Source organism: Prochlorococcus marinus str. MIT 9211 (assembly GCF_000018585.1).
In the GTDB taxonomy this organism is placed as follows: Bacteria; Cyanobacteriota; Cyanobacteriia; order PCC-6307; family Cyanobiaceae; genus Prochlorococcus_D; species Prochlorococcus_D marinus_B.
In genome coordinates, this window is sequence record NC_009976.1 from 647273 (window position 1) to 671486 (window position 24214).

The window sequence follows — 24214 nt, forward strand, 5'->3', positions numbered from 1 at the left end:
TAATTTTAAATTGATTTTGTTGACTTAGTTAGATTAATAGTTTGTGTTGGGAAAGCAAAACTGATTGACTCTGCTTCAAAAGACTTCATTATATCTAGATTTATCTCTTCTTGTGCCTTCATTGCTAATAAATAATCATTGGTTGGTATATAATATACTAATTCAAAATCTAGAGAGCTATTCCCAAATTCTATAAAATGACATCTATCAAAAATTGCATTATCAGTTTGATCAACAATTGATTTTATAATCCCTGGTATCTTTTTCATCTTGGAATGAGAAGTATTATACTCAACACCTAGTCTGTGTACTAGCCTTCTATTCTCCATCTCTGCATAGTTTGAGATAATGCCATTAGTTAAATTGCTATTACTCATTACAATTATTTCTCCATTAATACTTCTGAGTCGAGTTGAACGTACTCCTACTCTTTCAACTTTTGCCCATATTCCATTTATATGAATAAACTGGCCATTTTGAAAGGGCTTGTCTAAGAGTATTGTTATGTATTCGAAAAATTCTTGAACAGGCTCTTTAAGCGCAAGTCCAGCACCTATTCCACCTGCGCTAAGTATTGCCCATAGTGCTGCCATTTGGACGCCCATATTTTGCAGATAGAAAACTACGCCTACACTCCAAATAACAGCTCTAATCATTGGACTTAATGATTTGAGCATAGTTGCAACAGCTGGGTCATTGATCTTTGTACCCCAACTCAGAAGCAACTTTAAGAAGACTCGATTTGCAAGCCGAACTATAAGGATAATGCAGGCTAACTTTGTTAGAGCTAAAAAAGATTGATTGAAATCACCTTCTAAATCTAGAGCCCTCCATGAAAACGAAGCACTTATAATTATCCCTAATGGCCGAATTGTATCTACTAAAGTCTTCAGGATATAGTCATCAGTTTTATTCTTGGTTTTAGATGTAAGCCTGCTAAGTGATTTCTTTGTTATTCGTGCAATTAGAATAGTAATTATTGAACCAATTAATAAGCTGGAACCAGCGATTGCAAGTTTGCTATAGAACTCATTCATGCATATTAAGTATACCTAGAACTACTTTTACGCTATATCTTATTTAATGCTATGTTTTTTGACCGAACTTTATAAAGTTTTCTCTTTTAGAGTCTAACTTCAAGAATTGGATCTTTCCCTTTTAATAAGAGCGCTAATATCTTTGAATTCTTTAGCTAAAGCTGTTCTGCAAAGCTCAAAAATAGCTGCTTCACTTGTAGATATAGTTGCGCCAGCACCTTCTAATCGCTTAATTGCAGTGTCATGATCAATCTTATTCCTGCTACCTGTACAGTCAGCAGCAATAAATACTTTATGGCCTTTATTAATAAAGTCCATGGCACTCTGGAGAATACAGATATGTGTTTCAATACCACAAAATAGTATATTTTTGATGTTATTTCTTTTGAACTCCTTACTTAGCCCTATACAGTTTGAGCAACTGAAATCCATTTTTTCGAATTTTGGATACGCGTCTATATTGTTAATTATTTCTGTTGATTCCCCTAGCTTGTCTGGATTTTGTTCAGTTATATAGACTCCCATATTAAGTATTTTAAAACCATCTATTAATTTCTTTGTATTCCAAGTGAGTTCATTTCGATTAGGAATTGCTTTAATCAGCTTTTCTTGTATATCCATAACTATTAGAGCTGTATTATCTCTGCTCATTAATAAACTATTCTTAGGATCTATTTCTTTTCTTCTAACTCCTCTTAACTTAATAAAATTGTTCACCATTGTTCAATAGAAGCCTTTAACCTTTTAATTATATTCTGCTTGGCTGTTTTTTTTAATAATATATTGGCGATCATCTTGAAGATTAATAGGGAGATTTACCTATTAATCTTATATTGTCTCCTCTCTCATTAGAGACTATTATTGAGAATGCACTATGAGAGCTTGTAGTTGAAAGCATCATTTGCAAAAGTCCCAACGCCCCTAGAGCTTGAGTTGCATCAAGAAGGGAGAAGGCTTACACCCCAAAGGAAAAAAGTCTTAGACTTATTCCAAAGGATTGGGGGAGGTAAACACTTAAGTGCAGAGGATATTCATGGCAAATTAATTCAGTCCAAGTCTCGAGTTTCGTTAGCAACTGTTTATAGGACATTAAGGTTGCTCGTAAAAATGGGCTTTCTCCACGAATTAGAGTTAAGTGAAGGTGGTCATAGATTTGAACTTTTAAGCCAGGATCACCCAGACCATCATCACCTGGTTTGCGTGAATTGCGGAAGAACTGAAGAGTTCGAAAGTGACCAGGTTGTCCTGGCTGGGAAAGAGGCTGCTGACAAGCAAGGCTTTAAATTGCTTGAATCGACTTTAAATGTACGAGGGCTTTGTCCAGATTGTATTTAATAGATTTAATCGTTGAGTTGATTAGTTATTAATTAGGTAAGCTCTCCTCCGCAGCTTGATCCGCTACCCGCTGTGCATCCAAAGCAATGGTCGTCTACTGTTATTAGATCTCCTTCTAAGGTTTTCTTGTTACTTAAAAGCTTCTTTAGAGACTTGATTTCATGCGTGTCATTAATACCAATCTGCTGGTTAAAGTCACAGTCATAGATATTTCCCTCCCAATCAACACTAATTGTTTCCAAGCACATTATAGAATCTAAAGTCTTTGGATTAAAACTCTTTTTCAAAAGCTCCTTGTAGTCGCTCAACTCATTTTTTACCCTTAATTGATTTGCAAATCTTTTAATGGGCATATTTGTTATTACAAATAGGTTGTTAAATCTTATTCCATATCTTTCTAGAAGCTCTTTTCGATACTTTTGTTCTAATAGTTTTTGTGATGGAGGTAATTGTGCACCTAAAGGATTGTAAACTAGATCTAATATTAAATCACTTTGCTCTTGCCCATAACCTAATTTATTTAGCTCAACTAGACTAGCAATACTTCTTTGAAATACCCCTATTCCCCTTTGACTATCGACGTTTTCTTCTTCATAGCATGGCAGTGAAGCAACAATCTTGACTTTGTACAATGCTAAGAATTTAGAAAGGTCTTCATAGCCAGTTTCTTGTAAAATGGTTAAGTTACATCTGTCTATAATATCTACACCAAGCTTTCTAGATTTTCTTATTAAATACTTGAAATCAGGATGTAATTCAGGAGCCCCCCCAGTTATATCTAAGCAGCTTATATTGAGAGATTCGAGAGCCTTGGGTATTAATTCTATATTGTCTTTACTCATCATCTCAGTTCTGCTTGGACTTGCATCAACATGGCAATGATTGCAGGCTTGATTACATTTGTATCCAAGGTTTACCTGTAAGATAGAAGGTCTCTTTTTAAAGACTCTTGGAAATGAACTTGCCAAAGGATATTGAACATTCTATTTATTATCTTAACTGTAAAGACTAACTTTATTTTTATTTATGTGCATAAATTGTTATAAAAATAGTACTTTTAAAACTTATTCCTTATTTTTGATAGTTTTATAATCCACTCTATATATTGCATTGGACCACCTTCCATGACTAGATCAAATTTTAATAGATCATCTGGGTCACTTATACCATTAAGACTTCCTCCCTTCGTTGATGGTCTATAAACTTCTCCATGACTACTATCAACAAAAATAACTCTATTCTCTTTATTAAATTTCTTACCTAGCTCTTTTATAAGAGTAAGAAACCCTCTATCACTTCCTCCTCTAAGCCATGCTTTATTCTTAGGATTCATAATAGAGGTTACGGTATCGCCTACGCCAACTATGGTAGGCATTTCTTTCGCAGGTATATTCTCAAATACTTTCTCAACCAGCTTTGATGCTGAGCGAGGAGCTTCTCTTACATTGAAATCTTTGCCGAGAGGGGACTCTCCCGTTTTTTGCTTAATGTATTGATTGATTAAAAAAAGAAGACCGGCTTCTTTTAATGCGCCATTTATTATCAGTTGTATATCGGTGGTTCCTATATCATCCTTAGTTGCGTATTTGCTTATTTCCTTCCCATTCTTTAGACCTAAATTTGGAGAGATGTGAAGATGGAATACGCCTTCTAAACCTTTTGATTCAGCAAAAAATATAACCTTATTCATAACTTTCTCCATCATTATTTGCAGATTTTGTTGTATCTCTATTTTATTTGGAACTAGGCTAAATAATTCGTTAAGATTAATGGCGGGTGAAAATCTTGTATCGCAAATAGCACGATTAGCTTGCTTTGATATCTCTGAAGTAGTTAACCATGGCATTACACTAGGCAACTCTTCGATTAAGAGCTCCTCCATTTTGTGAGGTATTTTATTCAAAAAATCTATTTCACCTTTCTCTAATCCAGGAAGGCTGATGTTCCCATATCTATCTTGATATTCAACTCCACATGCAGCCAAGCCTGGTAAGTAAAGCCCCTCTTTTCTCACAGCTTCTATAGAGCCAATAGACCTTTCTATGATTCTGTTAACACCTCTTGGACCTTCATGCTCTCCACATGTAAGTACGGCAAATTCATTTGAAAAGCTAGAAATGGCTTTAACATATTTGCTCTCGATTACTCTTTTCATTGGGTCTTTAACTAAAGGTATACAGACCCCATCTATATCTTGTACTATCAAAATGTCTTCCTGTGAAGTTAACTCTTTTATTAAATCTAATGAATTGAGTATTCTTTTAAGCATTACCGTGCCCAGGGTTAATTTCTAGTATCTATATATTAGCCATTTTTAATTGTAACTACCAAAAAATAGAATTTCCTGATAAGTTTTTTCTAAATAATCTAAAAAGTTAAATAAATAGTCTGTTAACAAGTGTTCCCCATTTTAGGCTATAGTTTATTTGTAGATTCTACAGATCTAGCAAGATTTTATAGATCTATTTATTTTGTACAGAGAATGAATGAAAAACAGCTTTTTTCTTAAATCAACTGATGAAAAATCAATAGCCCTAAGAGTAAAGCAGCTAGAGATAGGGAACGTAGGTTTTTACAGTGTGGGCCTTTACCCAGCTTCACTTGCTTATAACTGTGCAATGTTGTCTGAAGAGAGTCGGCTATTGCTTGCTCCAAGAGAAGGTAGGGAGCTTTTAGGAGCATTTAGTTCAGAAAGTTTACAAGATATGGAAGATATCTATATAAGAAGGATGAAAAATATGGCAACTCATTTAGTAGATGGTTCCCTTTGTGTTAATACGCTATCTTATCTATTGCTTAATTGTGAATTGGTAGTTTTAAGCGCTAATAGCAATTATATCGAAGATGATCTGAAGGAAGCCTGTAGACTAAGGGATGAACTAAATAGAGAGGAAGTTGTAATTGCATGTCTTGTTGGTTCATTTTGTCATGATGAATTAACATCTAGGTCCTATTTACTTTGTCAAGAGCAGCCTAACCTTGCTTTCTTTTCTGGCTTTCATAGACATGGAGCCTTAAGGAATCCTTGTGATAGCTTCACTGCTAACTTTTGTCATCCAGAAGCTATTACAGCTTTATTTGGATCGAGGCTTCTAGATAAACTCTCGCCAAATATTCAAGTAACACCCGGTATTCATAATATTGAGGGGCAATATATTAAGGCTGCTAAGAATATTTCTTCTATTTTTGCTGGTTTTGCCCATACTTACCATAAAGATAACCCAGGTTTATTGCCAACATTACTTACATTGCTGTTGGATCAATGCTTAGATCAAGCAGCAAAAGTATCTATGAAAAGAATAGACAGAAAAGCATTATATGAACAACAACTTTTCCCTATTACTGAGCTCGGTTATGGAGTGCAATTAATTGAAGCAGCTATTTTAAGAGATGGAGGTATGGCTACAGTTCGAGATCATACATTCTCTCAATTAACAGCTATGGTTGCTGATGTAAAAGGCAGCATGATGCAGCCCCAAACTGGTAAACCTACAAGAAACTTTCAAGTTGGCCAGATTTTAGCAACTAAGATGCTTGCATTAAATCGATGTCCTTCTGGCTTAGAAGAGTTGATTGATTGGTGTCAATCACTTGGTCTTAGGAGGGGTGGCTTAGAGGGAATAACTTCTTTGCAATATTGGCCAATGATTCTAGAAAGTTATTCCATACAATTAGAAGATGCTTCAATGATCAACCTTTTATATATAAGCATTTTTGGTACAAACGAAGCCAGAAAAATTGCTTATGAAGTTTTGAGCAATAGTAGAGAGCTTACCACTTACTGTAAGGAATCAGTAAAGCCAATAGAAGGGGAAAAATTTACAAAGCTTTTGGATAGATTAAGAGATAAAAATGCTGAACAAATAATTGTCAAATCAATAGCATCAAATTTTATAGATAACAATGAGATTGCCAATTATTTAGATGATTATACTGCCATTCAAGAAAAGCCAAGCTATTCTACCCAGTTGATTAGATTAATCCAGGATTTATAACTTTATTTCAATATGATTGTTGCTTGTATGATTGATCTATGTAAACCATTCGCTGAATAAATAATTGATATTAACTTGCCTCATCCTCAAAACCTTATTGTAATAAGAAAAATAATTTGGTTATAGTGAAAGTTAATCATGACTTCCCTTCCCTTCTATTTCATTTATAATTAATATGCTGTCTAAATTCAAGTGTCTTGATCGGAAAATCTGATACCTCAAAAAAAGACTTATATCAAATTGCTCTTTATTTTAGCTCTAAAGGCATTGTCAAAGATATTCAATTAATTTCATCAGGAAATATTAACAACACATACTTGGTTCGATGTTCTGAAGACTCATGCTTTGAAATCTTTATTTTACAAACTATTAACACCAGAGTTTTCTCGAGCCCAATAGCATTGATAAATAACCACTTAATTTTCTTGGATTATATACAAGAAATAGAAAATAATAGATCAGATTTAGAACACATTCATTTAACTTTCCCCAGACTACTTTTGAACTCGTATTCAAATGACTACTTACTAAAATATAAAGAAAAATCTTGGAGAGCATTCGAATTTGTTCCTCAATCTAAGACAATCTTGTGTTTAAGTTCAAGTAAACAAGCATATGAAGTAGGAAAAGCTCTTGGTGCTTTCCATTCTCTTAGCCATTCATTTCCATTACATAAACTTTCTAAAAGCATTGATAGCCTACATTCTTTTGGTAATCATCTCTCTAATTTTTATAATACAATCCAAAATAAAACTTGTAAGCAAAATAGTCAGGAAGAACTAAAAAATAGAGTTGATACCATTATCTCATTTATTAAAAATAATAAAGATAAAGTAATAAATATTGATTCTTTGTTTATATCACCTCCCCTTTCATTTGGATTGATTCATGGCGATACAAAGTCTGCTAATTTTCTTTTTGATGAGCTATCAGATCAAATTTTGTCAATTATAGATATGGATACTATTCAGTCTGGTTACCTTATATACGACATAGCAGATTGCTGTAGATCCTGTTGCAATCAAAGTGGAGAAGAGCCTAAAGATACAGATTTAATTAACTTTGATTTAATTATATTTGGATCTATTCTAAAAGGCTATCTTTTGTATTCTGATAAGCTTTTGAATAAAAATGATCTCAAATATTTACCTGCCACAATATATTCTATCACCTTTGAATTAGCTATAAGGTTTTTCACAGATTACTTGTCGGGAGATACTTATTTTGAAACTACCTATCCAAAACAGAATTTGTTTAGAGCAGAAGTTCAGCTCGCGCTATTACAAGATATACAGCAGAAATGGGAAGATATAAAAGAGATTGTAACTAGTCTCGCCAGCGATTTGAATTAGCCTATAGGGAGTTTTAGTTACTAATATTACTAATTCCCATACAATCTTTTTAGTTTTATATTAACCTTTAAAGTTAAGCTTTGCATTCTCTCTGGTGTCTAAGGAATTAACTCATCGTGGAAATGAACTAAAGGAGCTTGGATGGTCTGAACAGGATGTTTTGCGATATGTCGAACTATGGGATTATAGGCAACGTTGGGGAGCTATAAATCTTGAGAGGGATGATCGATTATTTTTGCGCAAGGCTGAATCCGCATTGCCTAATATTTCCTCATCAAAACCTTCAGTCAAAAAACCTATTAATGAAAAGTCTTATTATAGGAGGATATCCTTTTTCTTGGATGAGATGAATAAAGCTGAAGGTAAACTTTCATTGGATAAAGATGCAAGAGGTATTTGGCCTATTCTTCTTGAGGAAGAATTACGGGCACTTAATTATTTTCAACCAGTCTTAGGTTTGCCAGATACGTTAAAAGCCAAAGCCCTTACTCCTTTTAGAGAAGAATTAATTGAAACTGCAGTCTCGCAATACGATAAGCACTTGCGGTTACTTGAATTTAATTTTTCTGACTTGGCATCCTCCCTAGATTCTTTAGGGAAAAAGAATTGGGTACCCCTTAGAGAAGGTATTAATAATAATAAAAACAGCTACCCCGTTCTTGATTCAAGTCAATTAACACTCTTTAGGACCGAAGTAAGAAATAAACTGATTCCTTTAATTCGAAACACTTTCCCTTCATTAGCAGATTCGGATAAACCAAATCCCCCTGAAAATTGGATCCCAGAATCTGATTCTTGAGCTAGAAAGGAATATAGATTGCTAAAAATTCATTGAATTCTCATCAATTCGAGACTCTTCAGTTACATGCTGGTCAAACTCCCGATTCTGTAACTAATTCAAGGGCTGTTCCTATATACCAGACCAGCTCTTATGTTTTTAATGACGCAGAGCATGGAGCTAATTTATTTGGTCTGAAAGAGTTTGGAAATATTTATACGCGCTTGATGAACCCCACTACAGATGTTTTTGAAAAACGGGTTGCCTCTCTCGAGGGTGGGGTAGCTGCTCTAGCAACCGCTTCAGGCCAATCAGCACAATTTCTAGCAATTACGAATTGCATGCAAGCTGGAGATAACTTTGTTTCTACTTCTTTTTTATATGGAGGAACATACAATCAGTTTAAGGTTCAATTTCCCCGATTAGGTATCAAGGTTAAATTTGCAGAAGGAGATGACATTAGTAGTTTTGCTTCTCAGATTGACTCAAACACTAAAGCTATATATGTCGAATCTATGGGTAATCCAAGATTTAATATCCCAGATTTCAGAGCTCTTTCGGACTTAGCCAAGCAAAATGACATTCCTTTAATCGTTGATAATACCCTTGGTGCAGCGGGGGCTCTGATTAGACCTTTGGAGCATGGTGCTGATGTTGTTGTTGAAAGTGCTACAAAATGGATAGGTGGTCACGGCACAAGCCTTGGTGGAGTAATTGTTGACGGAGGTACTTTTGATTGGGGCAATGGTAAGTTCCCTTTAATGAGTCAACCAAGTGCTGCATATCATGGCCTAATTCATTGGGATGCATTTGGTTTTGGCAGTGATATTTGCTCCATGCTTGGAGTCCCTGAGGGAAGAAATATTGCATTCGCTTTGCGTGCAAGACTTGAATGCTTAAGAGATTGGGGTCCTGCTCTTAGCCCTTTTAACTCTTTCCTGTTACTACAAGGCTTAGAAACTTTAAGTTTAAGAATAGAGAGACATTGTTCTAATTCAATGGCTCTAGCTAATTGGCTCAATGATCATCCGAAAGTTTCTAATGTTAATTATCCAGGATTAGCTTCTGACCCTTATCACCAAACTGCTAAGAAGTATCTCTCTGGAAGAGGAATGGGATGCATGTTGATGTTTTCTTTGAAGGGAGGTTTTGATGATGCCGTAACTTTTATTAATTCATTAAAGCTTGCAAGTCACCTTGCAAATGTAGGAGATTCTAAAACATTAGTTATTCATCCTGCTTCCACAACTCACCAACAGCTTTCACTGGAAGAGCAAGAATCAGCAGGAGTTACTCCTACTATGGTAAGAGTTTCAGTTGGGTTAGAGCATATTGATGACATAATGGCTGATTTTGATCAAGCTTTGTCGCAGATTAATTAATTTAAGCTAATTATATGGCTCTAATTCTTCCAGGTAGTTATCACAAGATTTCTTCTGTGGAGAAGAACCATATTTCATGGATAGAGCCTGAACTTGCAGAAAGACAAGATATTCGACCATTAAGAATTGGGATTTTAAATATTATGCCATTAGGTAAACAATATGAATTTAATCTTTTACATCCTCTTGGTTTGTCTCCACTTCAAATTGAGCCAATTTGGATACGTTTGAATTCTCATAGTTATAAGACTTGGGATCTTTCTCATCTTGAAAATCTATATGTAGATTGGGAGGAAGCCAATACCCCACTACCATTGGATGGCCTAATTATTACAGGAGCCCCTGTAGAACATCTGCCTTTTGAAGATGTTAATTATTGGCCTGAATTAGTAAATTTGATTAACAAAGCTCGCGAGAACTGTGCAAGTACTCTAGGCCTTTGCTGGGCTGGATTTGCTCTGGCTTACTTGGCAGGTGTTGAGAAGAAAGTATTTTCACAAAAACTTTTTGGTGTCTACCCTATGAAAAGCCTTGTTCCTGGTCATTCCATCATGGGCACACAGGATGATACTTTTATTTGCCCTCAGAGTAGACATGCCGGCCTACCAGACAAACAAATGGAAGAAGCACAAAGACAAGGAAGACTTAGACTTCTTGCTCATGGTGAAAAAGTAGGATATACAATTTTTGAAACACCTGATCAAAAGCAATTAATGCATCTTGGACATCCTGAATACAATGTTTCCAGGTTGATATCTGAGATGGAAAGAGATCTTCAGCGGGGAGATGTACCACCACCTGAGAACTTTGATGCTAGGAATCCAAATACTTCTTGGAGATCACATAGAAATCTATTATTCCAACAGTGGCTTTGGTTCTGTTATCAAAGGGTAAGTTTATAAGTTATTACATGGATTTATATTAACTATATTATAAGTCTAACTAATATCAAATCCTAGGTATCATTTAATCCATTTTACTATGAAGTCTTTAAGTAATACCGAATGGTCCTATTTCCCAGCTTTAATTAGCCATAATCAGACTGGTTACTGGAAAAATATTATTCTAGAGAATCTTGAATGGACTCAACCTGTCGTTAAGGTTTACTCAAAAAGATATTCTGTTCCTCGTTTAACAGCATTTTTAGGAAGTAAAGGTATCTCATATAAATATAGTGGTGCTATTCATTATGCGGAAGATTGGCCTAAATGGTTTTTTCCGTTGCTCGATTATATCCGAGACTTTTCTCGAACAAATTATAACGGCTGCCTAATAAACCTTTATAGAGATGGTAATGATTGCATGGGATGGCATTCAGATAATGAGAAAGAGCTTGACCCTAAGAAATCAATAGCTTCCTTATCATTAGGTGCTACTAGAGATTTTTTCTTTAGGAGCCTAATAGATTCCTCAAGTAATAATATTGAACTTAGAGACGGTGATTTATTGTTAATGCACCCTGAATGCCAATTTAATTGGAAACATTGCTTGCCCAAAAGAAAGAAGGTTAGCGAAGTGAGAATAAATCTAACCTTTCGTTGTTATAGGTAATAACCAGTAGAAATTTGGCCGACAGATCTGACTTTTAGGTTGGCTTTTTATTCGGAAGTAGTTGCTGGTGGATCTGTTTTCGCTGCTGCTGCTGCTGCTGCTGCTGCTGCTTTTGCTTCAGCTGCCTTTGCTTCAGCTGCCTTAGCTGCTGCTGCTTGTGCCTGAGCTTTAGCTTTTGCCTCAGCCTCAGCCTCAGCCTCTGCTTTCTTCTTGGCTAATGCCTCAGCGCCTTTTTGCCTGTTAGAAGTCTTCCCGTCAAAGAATTTCAATAGAGTTATAAGAATCGGAACGTGCGCAATTCCACCAGCTACGACTAATGTCTCATTGTAGGCCATGAGTTCACAAGTAAGTAACTAGAATTCTACATATAAATAAGTAGTGAGAATACTAGTAGTTATAAAATGTTTTGTTGCTTACATATCTTTTTTAATTAATTGCGAATGTTTATCCATGGGATGGCTCTTGACCACCCAGTCGATCAAATAGATCAAGACTTTCTTTGTTGAGACCGATAACATTAACATTTGATCCGCCCAAAGTAAGTTTCCTTATTATTTGATCAAGAGCAGCCACTCCACTCTGATCCCATATGTGAGCATTCGTCATGTCAATGGTTATTTTCTTCACGTGATCATGTGTATCAAAACCCTGTGCAAAATATATTTTACTTACAAAAAATAGTTGTCCAGATACTTTATAAATAATCTCTTCTTCATTTACTTTGCTTGAAGTAACTTTAATTACTTTTGCAACTTTACGACTAAATAATATTCCGGCTAGAGCAACTCCAGCAATTACACCTAGAGCAAGATTATGTGGTGTTGTTAGCATCGTTACTGAGAAAGTCATTAACATTACTGCGGTATCACTTCTAGGTATTCTGGAGATGTTTTTTAGTCCATTTGTATCAGCAGTACTAATAGCAATAGTTATCATTACTGATACAAGTGCCGCCATAGGTATCTCTTTTAGCCATGGTTTGCAAAGTAATATCAATATAAGAAGGCTAATACCAGATGAGAAGGTTGAAAGTCTTGACCTACCTCCATTCTCTACATTCATAACTGATTGTCCAACTAGTGCGCAGCCAGCCATTCCTCCAAACAGAGATGAAACTATGTTTGCTATTCCTTGACCTCTAGCTTCAACATTTTTGTTTGAGTTTGAATCTGTTATCTCATCAAGTATGTCCTGAGTAAGAAATGTTTCCATTAACCCTACAAGTGAAATAGCAAGTGCAGTAGGAAGAATAATTCCGAATGTCTCCATGTTGAAAGGTATTTTCCCATTATCGATCGATCCAAAAGGCAAAGAAATACTTGGTAAACCAACGGGAAGTTGACCAAGATCTTGGACAGTAGGTATTTGAAGATCTAAACCTATAGATATTAGTGTTAAAACTAAAATTGCGATAAGTTGCGAGGGGATTGCTTTGGTTATTTTTGGAAGACCATAAATAATAATCAGGCCTAGTATTACTAATCCCCATACAATAGGTATTTGGATTCCAGTAGGAAGCATTTGGCTCATTTGTTCGTTATGTATATGCTCGCCATATTGCAAATTCAATCCTAATTGTGGAAGTTGGGCTTGGAAAATTAATAATGCAAGGGCATTTACAAAACCGCTTAATACACCAGTTGGCACAAATCTCATTTGATATGCCAAGCGTAAATATCCCCAAAGAATTTGGAAAACTCCTGTTAATAATCCTGCTGCTATTAGATAAGAGAGCCCAAGCCCTTCTCCTTGTGCATTACCAGTAGCAACTACGCCAGTCATCAATAGCGCCGTTGATCCAGTGGCTGAAGTGATCATCCCCAGCCGGCCTCCGACTAGAGCAATTGTTATGGATAGGCAAAATGCCCCAAATAGTCCTACTTGTGGATCAACTCCTGCTATCCCAGAAAAAGCAATAGCCTCTGGAATCATTGCAAAGGCAACTACTAAACCAGAAAGTAGATCTTCTTTAGGGCTGCTAAACCACTGATTAAAAAAAGTCGCGTTGTTTTTTGTCGGCATCGAGATGTTTTTTCTTTTGAGACCGTATCTCAAAGAGGAGGCAAAATACCTTTTGGATCACAAGTTGATTTTAATTGCTGCAGCCCTGGGAGCCATTCTTTAAATGCTGCATTAACTTCTTTTGTATGCCAAGGAAGGTGATCGTGTAATTGGGCTAAGTGAACTCCAGGGCAATAAGGTTCAATTTTAGACCAGGCCTCTACCATCCATGTAAGACTTTTGTCTTTCTCGTCGTTACTTTTGGGATCCCAAGAACCTGTAATCCAGGGCTTCCACATTGCGTCCCGATGAACAAAAGAAGTAGATCCTTCGCTTGCTCGCATTGTGTTTCCACCCAACTGTTGCGCTGCTAAATAGCATTGTTTATTGGGTCGTAAATTCATAATTTCTTCTATAGATTTTACAAACTCATAGGACCTACTTAGCAATGGGGAGCCAAGTAATCCAAGAACTTCTGAATACCTTTTATTGCTTTCTTTATTTTCTATTACAGGTACTTTCATCTCTTTTAATTTATTTAAACTGCTTATTCTAAATAACTTTGAATCAATAGTTTTAGGCAATTGATTTAAAATTCCCTCTACATCTTTCATTTTTCCTAAAGAATCAATTTCTACTATTGCAAAAGCTTTTATATAATCCCCCCAAATCCAATGAAGGCTTGCATAATCAGGCCAACTTTCTGCAATTTGAATTGTTTTTGAAAGTTGAACAGGTGATAGAGAAGATTCCCATAAGTAAAGTGGCTTTAAAAGGTTTGTTTTAAGCCTCAACTTTGTAATGATTCCTAAAAAAGGGGCGGCTCCGCAAAGCCCTCTCCATTCATTAATATCTTGTTCAAGAGTTAATAAACCTGGCTTGAACTTTCTAAACTTATTCCCATTCCCCCAAACTCCTTCAATCTCAAGAATCTGATCGATTGCCAATCCATATTTTCTGCTTAAAGGGCTAATTCCACCAGTTAATATGTACCCAATCCCAGTGATACCAGATAGACCAACAGGAAAAATCCTGTTTTCTTTGACAAGATGACTTAATAGTTCATTCATATTGACTCCTGCTTGAATAACCACGTCTTTTTCTAGTGCATTGAAATTAATGGTTTTGTAATTTCTTCTTAGGTCAAGTGTCCAATGACCATTTGCAGAGCATCTGCTGGAAGTCCCTCCGCTACAAAGCATTAATGGCTTTGGATGAAGTTGATCCTCTTGAATAAGTTTGATTAAATTAGTGTCAACTTTTTCAAAAAAGCCAGTGATATTTGCGTCTTGGGCTTGTGCATTGTGAATTTGAAAAGGGACTTGGGGGGGTATCATTATTTTTTTATAGGGCTAATGATTATTAGAGATTAGGTTTTGACCTGTAATCACGATATGTTCTTTAGTAAGTGATTTTAGATTTTGACTTCTACAGATTTAAGGAGCCTTGATTCTGATATAGGTATTTTGATTGTTGGTCATGGCAGTCGAAATGCTTTGGCTGTTAAGGAATTTGCGTCCTTTATAACTTCCTTAAAGCAATTTTTGCCAGATGTTCCTATTGGATACGGTTACCTTGAATTCGCTCGACCAATTATTTCAGAGGCCTTGGATTCTCTGAGAGAACAAGGTGTCAAAAAAGTAATTGCTATCCCTTTAATGTTATTTGCGGCAGGACATGCAAAAAATGATATTCCTGCTGTCCTTAATGCGTATTCTCTTGAAAGCGGGCTAGAAATTAATTATGGACGTGAGCTTGGAATAACTAATAATATGGTTGGTGCCTCTGGCGAGAGAGTTTTAGATGCTATCAACTCTTCTAAAGCACATCCCTTGTCAGACACTCTTTTAGTTGTCGTTGGCAGAGGGTCTTCAGACCCTGATGCAAATTCAAATGTTTCCAAAATCACAAGGCTTTTGCTAGAAGGTATTGGATTTGGTTGGGGAGAGACAGTTTTCTCTGGAGTGTCATTTCCTTTAGTTGAACCAGGCTTAAGGCATTTAATCAAACTTGGATTTGGTCGAATCGTTGTGTTTCCATATTTCCTCTTTTCCGGGGTACTAGTAAGTCGAATAAGAAAGCAGACTTCTAGAGTGGCTTTGGATCATCCTGAGATCGAGTTTTTGAATGCAAAATATTTGGGCAACCATAATTTGGTTTTAGAAACCGTAATTGAGCGGATAAGAGAAGTGGTAGATGGAGATAACTCCATGAACTGCTCACTTTGTAAATATAGAGCTAATCTTTTGGGTTTCGAGCATGAAGTTGGCTCCCCTCAGAAGAGTCACCATCATCATGTAGAAGGAGTTTCGGAAGGTTGTACTCTCTGTGAGGATGAATGTACAAGCGAATGTGAGCTAATAGACCATGACCATGACCATGACCATGACCATGACCATGACCATGACCATGACCGCATCCCTTACCCACGGTCTGATCATCCGCTTGGCCCTGTCACGCTTCGCTTTTAAAGTAGGCCAGAATATGAAATAAATAGGTATTTATACATGGCTCAGCTGTCTCTGTCTTGGTTGCGTCGCAATGGACTCGCAGGGTATAAGCATGACTTATCTTTTTGCTTTAAAAGATTTTCCCCAGAGTATTTCCACAGTTAAATAGACTTTTTCCACTATTTTTTGCTGAAGATGCCTGGAAAGCTGTAGAACTGTGGTTTTTTGAATTAGTAATCAATTTATCTTGACAAGATTGTCAAAAGTTTTCCGAGTAAGGACTTTTGCAATTTATGGAAAGCCGAATTACTGGAAGGGAATGAGTCTCATGATGTCTCGTTAATCTATCGCATAATTTCTTTAGCTTTGACTCTAAGGAGAACTTTATGGATCCTTGTTAGGTGAATTTAATTAGAGCTCTCAGGCTCAAGTGAACTTCTTCAACTAGAAACCCTCAATTAATCAATGGACCTTCCTCAACTTGAAAGCATCAGCCAAGTTTCAAATGCGTCTGAAATTAGCCCTGAGAAAACAGAATCAATAAGCATCGAAACCGAGATTCCAGAGGCTTTATATCAAGGAATGAATGAATTTATAAGTACCAACCCTAAGTGGGACCAATATCGTGTAATGAGTTCTGCTTTGGCTAATTTTCTTTTTCAAAGCGGCTGTGATGATAGGGCTGTTACAGAGAGATATTTGAATGACTTGTTTAAGCTCTCTGATTCTTAATAGCTCCTAAGCAAGCTCTTCTTGATATAGCCATCATTGTCAAAGTTGGACTTTGCCAAGAAGAGGTTGGCCAACAAGATCCATCTACTACTAATACATTTGGACAGGCCCATAATCTATTTAATGGGTCTAAAACGCTAGATTCTGGACAATACCCCATAGGAGCTCCACCTACTTCATGTATGTAATACCCAGGCGGAGGAGCTTTGTCTTGTATTGCCATTGCACTGTTAATAATAGGTTCTACAAAAGGCATTTTTATTAGTTCTTTTAGCGGGAGTATTTCACCTCCAGCTGCGGAAATACATTTTTGAATTGTTTTATTCATATGAGCAACCATCTTTATCTCGTTAGTCTTCCATTCGCATTCAATACTTGGTATTGGAACACCCCACTTATCTAGTTGAGTAGAAAGAGTGACCTTGTTCTCTTTATAGGGAAGTACTTCACCATGTCCTATTAAAAAACCTATTTTTGAATTTGGTTTTCTTTTTAGTATTCCAGGAGGCTCAAATCGATCTATTGCTCCCCAAATACCATAGCCTCTTCGAAAATCAACATCATCTGTTGAATCTAACTTATTGCCAAATGGAATAAAGAAGCTACCTGCACCTGATAACTTTTGGGCTGTTAAAAATTTAGAGTCTTTAGACTCAGTTTTTGTTGGCATTGCAAAAAATCTACAGGTGGAAATATGATCCATTAAATTACATCCTAGACTTTCTGAAAGATCTATTAATCTTTTATTATTATACTTTTCTTGTGAATTTAGTAGAAGTCTAAGGCTTTGTATTGTAGAGCCACATAGTACGATTAATTTACTCTTAAGTTCTTTACGAGCCCCTGTTTCTTTGTCAATAACTATTATTCCTTCGGCAATTGAATTCGATTTATTTATTATTAATGTTTCTGCTATATGCTCAGGAAGCAAATTAACTTTTCCTGTGGCCAAAGCAACTTTAAGCGTACTCCCAGGGCTACTTGATCTGGGCCATTCTTCATCATTGACATGAGCATGGGGACCAAAACCTCTTGAATGGATTATTGGATAACCGAGCTTTCTTTTTACTTCGCTAGCAAATAGAGACTCAGAATTAGTAAAAGGTAGGTTTTTAATAAAATATCCGTCAGGTAATTGTGTTAGTCCATCATTACAACCATGCACTTTGAAAAATCTTTCTAAAATATTGTAATGAGGTTCAAGATCTGAATAGCTTATAGGCCATTCGGGACCATATCCATCTTTAGTTGCTGCTTTTAGATCACTATTTGAAAGTCTTAATGTTATCCCCCCCCAAGTAAGACTTCTACCTCCAACTTGTCTTCCTTGTGTCCAAATAAATGGCTTTTCTTTTGGATATATATATGGGTTCTCTTTCTCATTTATATATAAAGAAGGATTTGCCTTCCAATAACCAGGATGTTGAATTTGTTTTCTATGATTTCCATTAAATATTGATAATAATCTTTTGAATGTATTTAAAGGCTCTGTTCCTAGTGCTTGTTTCGCAGTTAAAAGAGGCCCAGCCTCTACTAAAAGAACTCTTACTCCTGCTTTCGCAAGGGTAAGAGAAGCTACCCCCCCAGTGGCACCTGATCCAATTACAATTGCTTCGTAAGTATTTGTCACAACTAATGGATCTTTAAGTAGTTTACCTGTAAATAAATTTAGCTTCTACCATGTCATGATGGTGAAACAATAAACTATTCCACAATATCTTCGATATAAGGATTGAAATAGGACTTTTGCTTAGAAGAACCTATATCAAAGCCCTTCATAAAATCATCTACCCACTTGATGAATGCATAATGCTCCTTTACTAATTTGTCTTTGTTTAGTAATGAAGCAACGGATTGACCATCATTAGCAAAATTTTGAATAATCAATTTTTTCTGAAGATTAAAAAACTCTTAGGCGACAATTCTCAGAAGTATTGCTATCACTGAAACTTTTTTTGATGCAGATGGCATACTTAAAAAATATTTTTTCCTTAGCATAACTGAAGGCCTAACTTAACTTTGCTACAAAAGCCAAGACGTTCTGTAAATTTTCTTCTTAACTTGATTAAGTCTTAACAACACAAATTAGAACAATTAGTGCTAGATATGGTTGTCGAGCTATCAGGACGTAAATTTATGCGATCTCATTTGATTGGATTTCTGCTGTTAGTATTTCTTTTTTCACCTGCTTACCCTTCATGGGCACTTGAACATGATTATGGTAAGCAATATTTAGTAGGAGCTGACTTTTCAGACACTGATCTTCGAGGTGCCACTTTCTACCTAACCAACCTCCAGAATGCAAATTTATCGGGCAGTAACTTGGAAGGGGCAAGTTTGTTTGGAGCTAAACTACTTAAAACCGACTTAAGTAATACAAACCTTAAGAACGCTACTCTTGATTCTTCTATTCTGGATGGAGCTGACTTAACTAATGCTTATTTAGAGGATGCCTTTGCATTTAATACCCAATTTAAAGATGTAAAAATCTCTGGAAGTGACTTTACAAATGTTTTAATTACAAATGATCAACGTAATTATTTATGCTCTATAGCATCTGGAACTAATTCAGTAAGTACTAGAAATACCAGAGATTCTCTAGAATGTAAGTAATTAATTTAAACTTAATCATATTGAACAGGTATTATTTAGAGTGTTAAATGGATAACTTCTTCTTATAAGGGTTAAGATTTGATTCTATAGGCCAACCAAGCATTTTAAGTAATCTAATCATCTTAGGTGAAGACTTGTATATACATTGATTAGCTTCACAAGCAAAGCCAACTTCTTTAAGAGTGATTTTTATTAAGTCTAATTCTCTTTTTGATCCAAATTTTTTACCTAGCAATCTAAGTCCTTCAATTTTAGTGAATGATGTAAATACTCTAGCCTCCTTTGTATAACCGATTATCAAATTGCTTTTATCTGATTCACATAATGTATAAAGGATACCTGTCTCAGCTGGGCCTTTCCTTTGCCTAACTAAAGCAAGATTGGCAATGCTTTGCATTACGGGCTTGATTAGGGCTGATTCGTGAAGTGTAAAATTCATTCCATTTAGGTATTTGTTGCTTCAGAAGAAAAGCATTCATGCTTTTCCAATAAATTATTTACTTCGGCAAGGGCAATTCTCTTTTCGCATGCGATGTCATATCGCTCTATAGCAATAGAAGGAATAGATCCTTTACTTTTCATTTCTCTTAATCCGAGTTCGAGACATTGCAAAGCAACACTTGAAAGATCTCTGCCTTCGGCAGCTGCCCAAGCTTTCATTAAATAGTTCAAACTTGAGGGGACTGAGACTTGGAGCTTGTAAGAGCTAGGAGCATTTAAAGAAAGCTCATCAAGATAACTGTCTTTTTTTGCAATTTCATATTTAATTTCTCTTCTAAGAGCCTTTTGCTTTTGGGCTGCTTTATCAGGCTTTTCATTCTTTAAGGAACCTTCCAGCTCATACACGTCTCTTTCTTTTTTTGAGATTGAATCTAGGGCCCATAAAGAAACTTCTTCCGATAGTGAAGTCCTCCTAAGCCATTCATCTCTTGAATTGCTCCAGCTACTTTCCATAACTTCTTAGAGTTAGCACTATAGTAACTAATTCTATATGGAGTGTCTATAGGGTCTATATGAAATGTATATGGATTCCTGCCCTAATGAGATGGCTGTCTCTTTTTTTTGTCAGGTGTAATTGCATGGATTTGGCGCAGGCATTTATTGCTCGCGAAAAGAAATGAAATCTCTTATATTTTTAAAACTTATTTTTTGTTCCTTAGCGTGAGTATTGTATCGGCAAAAATGAAGCCTATAAATGAAAGAAAGGTGGATCTTGATATGCCCATTGTTGTTGTAACAATGTCTACAGGCCTTCAAGGGAACGCGTTAATACACCATTTATCTAAGACAAATAAATTCAAAATTCGTGCTTTAACAAGGGATGTATCTTCTAAGAGTGCATTAAAGCTTCTAAATTACCCTAATGTTCAATTAGTTAAGGCAGATTTTCTTAATAAAGATAGTTTAGAAAACTCATTTATGGATGCTTATGCAATTTTTGGGAATACGACTCCTACAAAAGGATGGCGTTTATTTAGAGGTAGCATGGTTAGAGATTATGAAATGAAGCAAGGAGAAAATTTAATTAAAGCTGTACGCTCAGTAATGAAAAAAGGAAGGCTTAAGCATTTTATTTTTAGCTCAGTTTGCCATGGTTTAAAACAAGGACTTGATAATACAATTAAGGTACCGAGTCATTTCTCTAGTAAGTGGGAGATAGAAGCAATGATAAACCAAGCAGGACTAGACAATCTAACTACAATTATTCGACCTTGCAGTTATTTTGAAAATTTCTATAGTGATTTGCCTGGAATACAGATCTCACCTTATATTTTCCCTGGGGTAGTTAAGCCAGAAAGTCTTTGGCAGACGATCGCAGTAGAAGATATTGGTGCTTGGGCGACTGCTATTCTAATGAATCCAGATAGATTCCTTGGTGAAAAATTAAATCTTGCAGGAGAGAGTTTGACAGGTAATCAAATGACGAAAATTTTAAATGGATTGTTAGCAAGGGAAGGTAAGAAAGCTAATTATTTTATGCTCCCACGACCCTTATTGAATCTTCTCGAGCATGATATAGCTGTAATGGCAGATTGGATAGAAAATTCAGGTTACGCAGCCAATATTCCAGAACTTAGGAAATTATCAAATGATTTGGGTCTTGAAATCACTTCTCTATATAGCTGGCTTAAATCTAAATTGTATATGTCACCTGTATTTAGCAATTAAAGCAGATAGCTACCTTTTTTTCAATTAAAAGTCGTGAAGAAATATTAGATCTAGAATTTTTTTTATTATTTTTGGAGTATTAATTGTATTGGAGATAAGGTTTATTTGTCTCTATAACCTCAAGCGCTAAGGCTGTAGTCCTTTACTACTATTTTCTATGGATAGTAAGATTAAAATTATTATTTACCTTTCTTCATGGACAGTTGCTTGGTATATTCTTTCATCAATAATAAATGCTGGACTATTGCAGGTAAAACTTTATGAAGCTCATAGCAAATTAGAATTTCTTGTTTTTTTTATCATTGCAATATTTTCTTTAGCTTCCAGCCTATTGTTCTCATCTGAATTTTTTAGCGACTCTCGTGAAACAGGTGGGAATAATTAATAAGTACTAATATTTAAATATTATAGGCTTGTAAATTTAGTAGGTTTAATCAAATTATAGTATCAGCACTATGATTATATTTGAAGAGTTTAGTTCTAAAGAGATCGAACCTAGAGGTTAAATTAGTCTATAAATGTGCCATAATATTTTTAATCACTCTCTCAGCTCATATGGCAAGAAGAGTATTAATGATTACTTCCAGTTCCTCGGGAGGGGGGCCTAAGCAACTATCTACTTTAACTGAACGTCTAAGCTCTGATTTTGTTATAAACGTTGCTTGTCCCAATAACAGTATATATTTAAATGATATTGAAGCAAGTATTTCTGGCAAGCTTCTTTTTATAAAAGAGAGAAAGATATCTTTTCTCGATATTTACAATATTATCAAATTTATCAAGCAAAATTCTATAGAACTGGTTCATTCGCATGGGAAGGCTGCTGGTCTCCTGGCAAGAATGGCTTTCTTTTTTACTAGGATCAAGTTGATTCACACTTATCATGGAGTACATCTAAGCAGATATAAGGTTATATTGAAAATATTATATGTAACATATGAAAGAATTTTCTCTATGATAAATACATACAATATCTTTGTTTCAATTTCAGAAATGAAGATGGCTAAAGACTCTAACATATTATTAAAAGATAAATCTGTTGTAATACCAAATGGAGTCCTAGATCAAGAATTAAAAGAGACTAAAACCAATTATATTAATAGGCTTCGTCAATCTTTATCTATACCTACTAATATTACTGTAGCTATAACTTCTTGTAGGTTAGAACAGATAAAAAATTTATTTGAGCTCATAGATATAGCCCAAGCAAATAGTGATATCTTTTTTTATGTTATGGGAGAAGGACCATTGCGATCTGAACTTAATAGATATATTCGACTTCAGAAATTATCCAATATTATCTTATTAGGTCATATCACAAATGTTTTTGATTACCTCAACGCTTCAGATATTTATATCTCAACTTCACTTAGAGAGGGGCATCCTCTTTCTGTATTAGAGGCAATGTCAGTAGGCTTGCCTGTATTGGCCACAGCTGTTCCAGGGAATCTAGACACAATAATCCATGGAGATTCAGGCTTTTTCTATGAATTGGGAAATATAGAACAGGCTTCTTACTTTCTAAATAAACTATCAAGTAATAACAAATTAAGAAAGCAAATTGGAGCAAATGCTCAATGTATTCAGAAATTAAAATTTTCGGTTTCTGCTATGACTAAAGCGTATGGTGATTTATATAAGTCAGTACAGTAAAAATGTTTATGTGATATCTATCAATATGCATTTAGTTATGAGCAAAATAGAGACTCTTGAGAAAATATTGTATACAAGCTCATAATAGTCTTTTCGCAAACTTTCTTCTATTGCTTATTTTATTTTATTGGTAAATAACCTTATAGGATAGTTTTTCAGACCAACTATAGCTTTGAGCTAGTGCGATTATAAATTAATGAGTTGAGTAGGGTGAGATCCTAATTATTTAAACGGAGGGGGTGGGATTCGAACCCACGGATGCTCTCACATCGCTGGTTTTCAAGACCAGAGCCATCAACCACTCGACCACCCCTCCAAATTTAGACAGATTGCTCTGCAACTTACATACTAGCAACCCGTAGCCAAACCAATGAATTGATTTGAAGAAGGTTTTTGGACTTATTTCCAGATTTCATAAACAAAGAAGTTATAATTGGATTAATTGGGGTCTCACGGTAGACTCAAAGAGATTCACATGAACAAAGACCTTCCTTTTCAAGAGTTTTTAGCTAATTCACCACAACAACAAAGCATAGAGATTTTTGCTATTAATATTTTGATAGCGTTTATTTTATCAAGTTTACTAGGTTACATCTATACAAAGTATGGAAATAGTCTTTCTAATAGAAGGTCCTTTGCGCAGAATTTTAATATGATATCAATGACTACAATGCTAATAATTTCAATAGTCAAGTCATCTTTGGCTTTATCTTTAGGATTGGTTGGTGCATTATCAATAGTAAGATTTAGGACAGCATTGAAGGAGCCAGAAGAATTAGCCTTTACATTCTTGTGTATAGCAATTGGTTTAGGCCTAGGAGCAAATCAAAGGTTAATTTCAATAGTAGGATTTCTAATTATCACTGGTCTGTATATAGTTAAAAGTAAAGCTATAAAGTCAAGAGACCAACAAAGTGTAAATCTTATAATTACATCACAGGAGCCAAGCTCAACAGATTCAGAACAAATAATTGATTTGCTAAGGACAAACTCTGACTCCTTAGATCTAAAAAGATTAACAGAAGATAACTCAATACTTGAGATCGCACTTTGTATTGAAATTGATAACTATAAGAAATTAATATATATAAAGGATAAATTAAGGCTCAAATTCCCTTCTTTGTCGATCAATTTCATTGAGAATGGAACTCTATATGAAAATTAAG

24 protein-coding genes and 1 tRNA gene are annotated in these 24214 nt (G+C 35.3%); 13 read left to right on the top strand and 12 right to left on the bottom strand.

Going from position 1 to position 24214, the window contains the following annotated elements; translation table 11 throughout:
• Positions 1-5: 5 nt before the first annotated feature.
• Entirely contained in the window at positions 6-1037 is a 1032-nt protein-coding gene (locus tag P9211_RS03595; RefSeq protein ID WP_012195296.1) for a mechanosensitive ion channel family protein, read from the bottom strand.
• A 99-nt stretch (positions 1038-1136) separates the two neighbouring features.
• Positions 1137-1757, bottom strand: coding sequence for an isochorismatase family protein (locus tag P9211_RS03600; RefSeq protein WP_012195297.1), 621 nt, complete (start codon positions 1755-1757; stop codon positions 1137-1139).
• A gap of 168 nt (positions 1758-1925) precedes the next feature.
• On the opposite strand from P9211_RS03600, the gene P9211_RS03605 reads away from it, so the two are divergent.
• A complete protein-coding gene (locus P9211_RS03605; RefSeq protein WP_012195298.1) occupies positions 1926-2372 on the top strand; it encodes a Fur family transcriptional regulator in 447 nt (148 codons plus the stop codon).
• 32 nt (positions 2373-2404) lie between these two features.
• Here P9211_RS03605 and arsS read toward each other — a convergent pair whose 3' ends face one another.
• A complete protein-coding gene (gene arsS / locus P9211_RS03610; RefSeq protein WP_012195299.1) occupies positions 2405-3340 on the bottom strand; it encodes an arsenosugar biosynthesis radical SAM (seleno)protein ArsS in 936 nt (311 codons plus the stop codon).
• An 89-nt stretch (positions 3341-3429) separates the two neighbouring features.
• Positions 3430-4641, bottom strand: a complete 1212-nt coding sequence (stpA, locus tag P9211_RS03615; RefSeq protein WP_012195300.1) for a glucosylglycerol 3-phosphatase — start codon at positions 4639-4641, stop codon at positions 3430-3432.
• Positions 4642-4858: 217 nt separating this feature from the next.
• Here stpA and P9211_RS03620 point away from each other — a divergent pair, with 217 nt between their 5' ends.
• The 6 genes from P9211_RS03620 to P9211_RS03645 all read left to right on the top strand — a co-directional run bounded on the left by P9211_RS03620 (position 4859) and on the right by P9211_RS03645 (position 11430).
• Positions 4859-6367, top strand: a complete 1509-nt coding sequence (locus tag P9211_RS03620; RefSeq protein ID WP_012195301.1) for a hypothetical protein — start codon at positions 4859-4861, stop codon at positions 6365-6367.
• A 425-nt stretch (positions 6368-6792) separates the two neighbouring features.
• The gene (locus P9211_RS03625; protein WP_225866216.1) at positions 6793-7719 is read left to right on the top strand and encodes a phosphotransferase enzyme family protein; all 927 of its coding nucleotides are present in this window, start codon (positions 6793-6795) and stop codon (positions 7717-7719) included.
• Between the two features lie 94 nt (positions 7720-7813).
• Positions 7814-8518: a hypothetical protein gene (locus P9211_RS03630; RefSeq protein WP_012195303.1), complete on the top strand. Its 705-nt coding sequence runs from the start codon at positions 7814-7816 to the stop codon at positions 8516-8518.
• Between the two features lie 32 nt (positions 8519-8550).
• Positions 8551-9879, top strand: a complete 1329-nt coding sequence (locus tag P9211_RS03635; protein ID WP_012195304.1) for an O-acetylhomoserine aminocarboxypropyltransferase/cysteine synthase family protein — start codon at positions 8551-8553, stop codon at positions 9877-9879.
• A 14-nt stretch (positions 9880-9893) separates the two neighbouring features.
• Entirely contained in the window at positions 9894-10781 is an 888-nt protein-coding gene (locus P9211_RS03640) for a homoserine O-succinyltransferase (RefSeq protein WP_012195305.1), read from the top strand.
• Positions 10782-10860: 79 nt separating this feature from the next.
• Positions 10861-11430, top strand: coding sequence for an alpha-ketoglutarate-dependent dioxygenase AlkB family protein (locus tag P9211_RS03645; protein ID WP_012195306.1), 570 nt, complete (start codon positions 10861-10863; stop codon positions 11428-11430).
• 47 nt (positions 11431-11477) lie between these two features.
• Here the strand turns inward: P9211_RS03645 and P9211_RS09745 are convergent, their stop codons facing one another.
• The 3 genes from P9211_RS09745 to P9211_RS03660 all read right to left on the bottom strand — a co-directional run bounded on the left by P9211_RS09745 (position 11478) and on the right by P9211_RS03660 (position 14768).
• Positions 11478-11765: a hypothetical protein gene (locus P9211_RS09745; RefSeq protein WP_012195307.1), complete on the bottom strand. Its 288-nt coding sequence runs from the start codon at positions 11763-11765 to the stop codon at positions 11478-11480.
• Between the two features lie 109 nt (positions 11766-11874).
• Positions 11875-13452, bottom strand: coding sequence for a SulP family inorganic anion transporter (locus P9211_RS03655; RefSeq protein WP_012195308.1), 1578 nt, complete (start codon positions 13450-13452; stop codon positions 11875-11877).
• A 29-nt stretch (positions 13453-13481) separates the two neighbouring features.
• Positions 13482-14768 (bottom strand): FAD-binding protein, encoded by a 1287-nt coding sequence (locus P9211_RS03660; RefSeq protein WP_012195309.1) that lies wholly within the window; start codon positions 14766-14768, stop codon positions 13482-13484.
• A gap of 84 nt (positions 14769-14852) precedes the next feature.
• Here P9211_RS03660 and P9211_RS03665 point away from each other — a divergent pair, with 84 nt between their 5' ends.
• Positions 14853-15902, top strand: a complete 1050-nt coding sequence (locus P9211_RS03665) for a sirohydrochlorin chelatase (protein WP_012195310.1) — start codon at positions 14853-14855, stop codon at positions 15900-15902.
• Between the two features lie 444 nt (positions 15903-16346).
• Positions 16347-16613, top strand: coding sequence for a DUF2811 domain-containing protein (locus P9211_RS03670; RefSeq protein WP_012195311.1), 267 nt, complete (start codon positions 16347-16349; stop codon positions 16611-16613).
• On the opposite strand, the gene P9211_RS03675 is transcribed toward P9211_RS03670, so the two are convergent.
• Both P9211_RS03675 and P9211_RS03680 read right to left on the bottom strand, forming a co-directional pair.
• On the bottom strand, positions 16594-18243 hold the full coding sequence (locus P9211_RS03675; protein WP_012195312.1) for a GMC oxidoreductase: 1650 nt from the start codon (positions 18241-18243) through the stop codon (positions 16594-16596). The genes P9211_RS03670 and P9211_RS03675 overlap by 20 nt on opposite strands.
• A 74-nt stretch (positions 18244-18317) precedes the next feature.
• Entirely contained in the window at positions 18318-18500 is a 183-nt protein-coding gene (locus P9211_RS03680) for a hypothetical protein (protein ID WP_012195313.1), read from the bottom strand.
• 249 nt (positions 18501-18749) lie between these two features.
• Here P9211_RS03680 and P9211_RS03685 point away from each other — a divergent pair, with 249 nt between their 5' ends.
• Positions 18750-19226: a pentapeptide repeat-containing protein gene (locus tag P9211_RS03685; RefSeq protein ID WP_012195314.1), complete on the top strand. Its 477-nt coding sequence runs from the start codon at positions 18750-18752 to the stop codon at positions 19224-19226.
• Between the two features lie 43 nt (positions 19227-19269).
• Here the strand turns inward: P9211_RS03685 and P9211_RS03690 are convergent, their stop codons facing one another.
• Positions 19270-19665 (bottom strand): hypothetical protein, encoded by a 396-nt coding sequence (locus P9211_RS03690; RefSeq protein WP_012195315.1) that lies wholly within the window; start codon positions 19663-19665, stop codon positions 19270-19272.
• Between the two features lie 5 nt (positions 19666-19670).
• On the bottom strand, positions 19671-20180 hold the full coding sequence (locus P9211_RS03695) for a VHS domain-containing protein (protein WP_012195316.1): 510 nt from the start codon (positions 20178-20180) through the stop codon (positions 19671-19673).
• Positions 20181-20408: 228 nt separating this feature from the next.
• Here P9211_RS03695 and P9211_RS03700 point away from each other — a divergent pair, with 228 nt between their 5' ends.
• Together P9211_RS03700 and P9211_RS03710 are read left to right on the top strand one after the other, a co-directional pair.
• Positions 20409-21395, top strand: coding sequence for an NmrA/HSCARG family protein (locus P9211_RS03700; protein ID WP_143703336.1), 987 nt, complete (start codon positions 20409-20411; stop codon positions 21393-21395).
• A 555-nt stretch (positions 21396-21950) separates the two neighbouring features.
• Positions 21951-23048 carry a glycosyltransferase gene (locus tag P9211_RS03710; RefSeq protein ID WP_012195318.1) on the top strand — a complete coding sequence of 366 codons (1098 nt, stop codon included), beginning with the start codon at positions 21951-21953 and terminating at the stop codon, positions 23046-23048.
• 231 nt (positions 23049-23279) lie between these two features.
• Here the strand turns inward: P9211_RS03710 and P9211_RS03715 are convergent.
• A tRNA-Ser gene (locus tag P9211_RS03715) sits at positions 23280-23364 on the bottom strand.
• 159 nt (positions 23365-23523) lie between these two features.
• On the opposite strand from P9211_RS03715, the gene P9211_RS03720 reads away from it, so the two are divergent.
• Entirely contained in the window at positions 23524-24213 is a 690-nt protein-coding gene (locus tag P9211_RS03720) for a DUF4956 domain-containing protein (RefSeq protein WP_012195319.1), read from the top strand.
• Position 24214 lies beyond the last annotated feature (1 nt).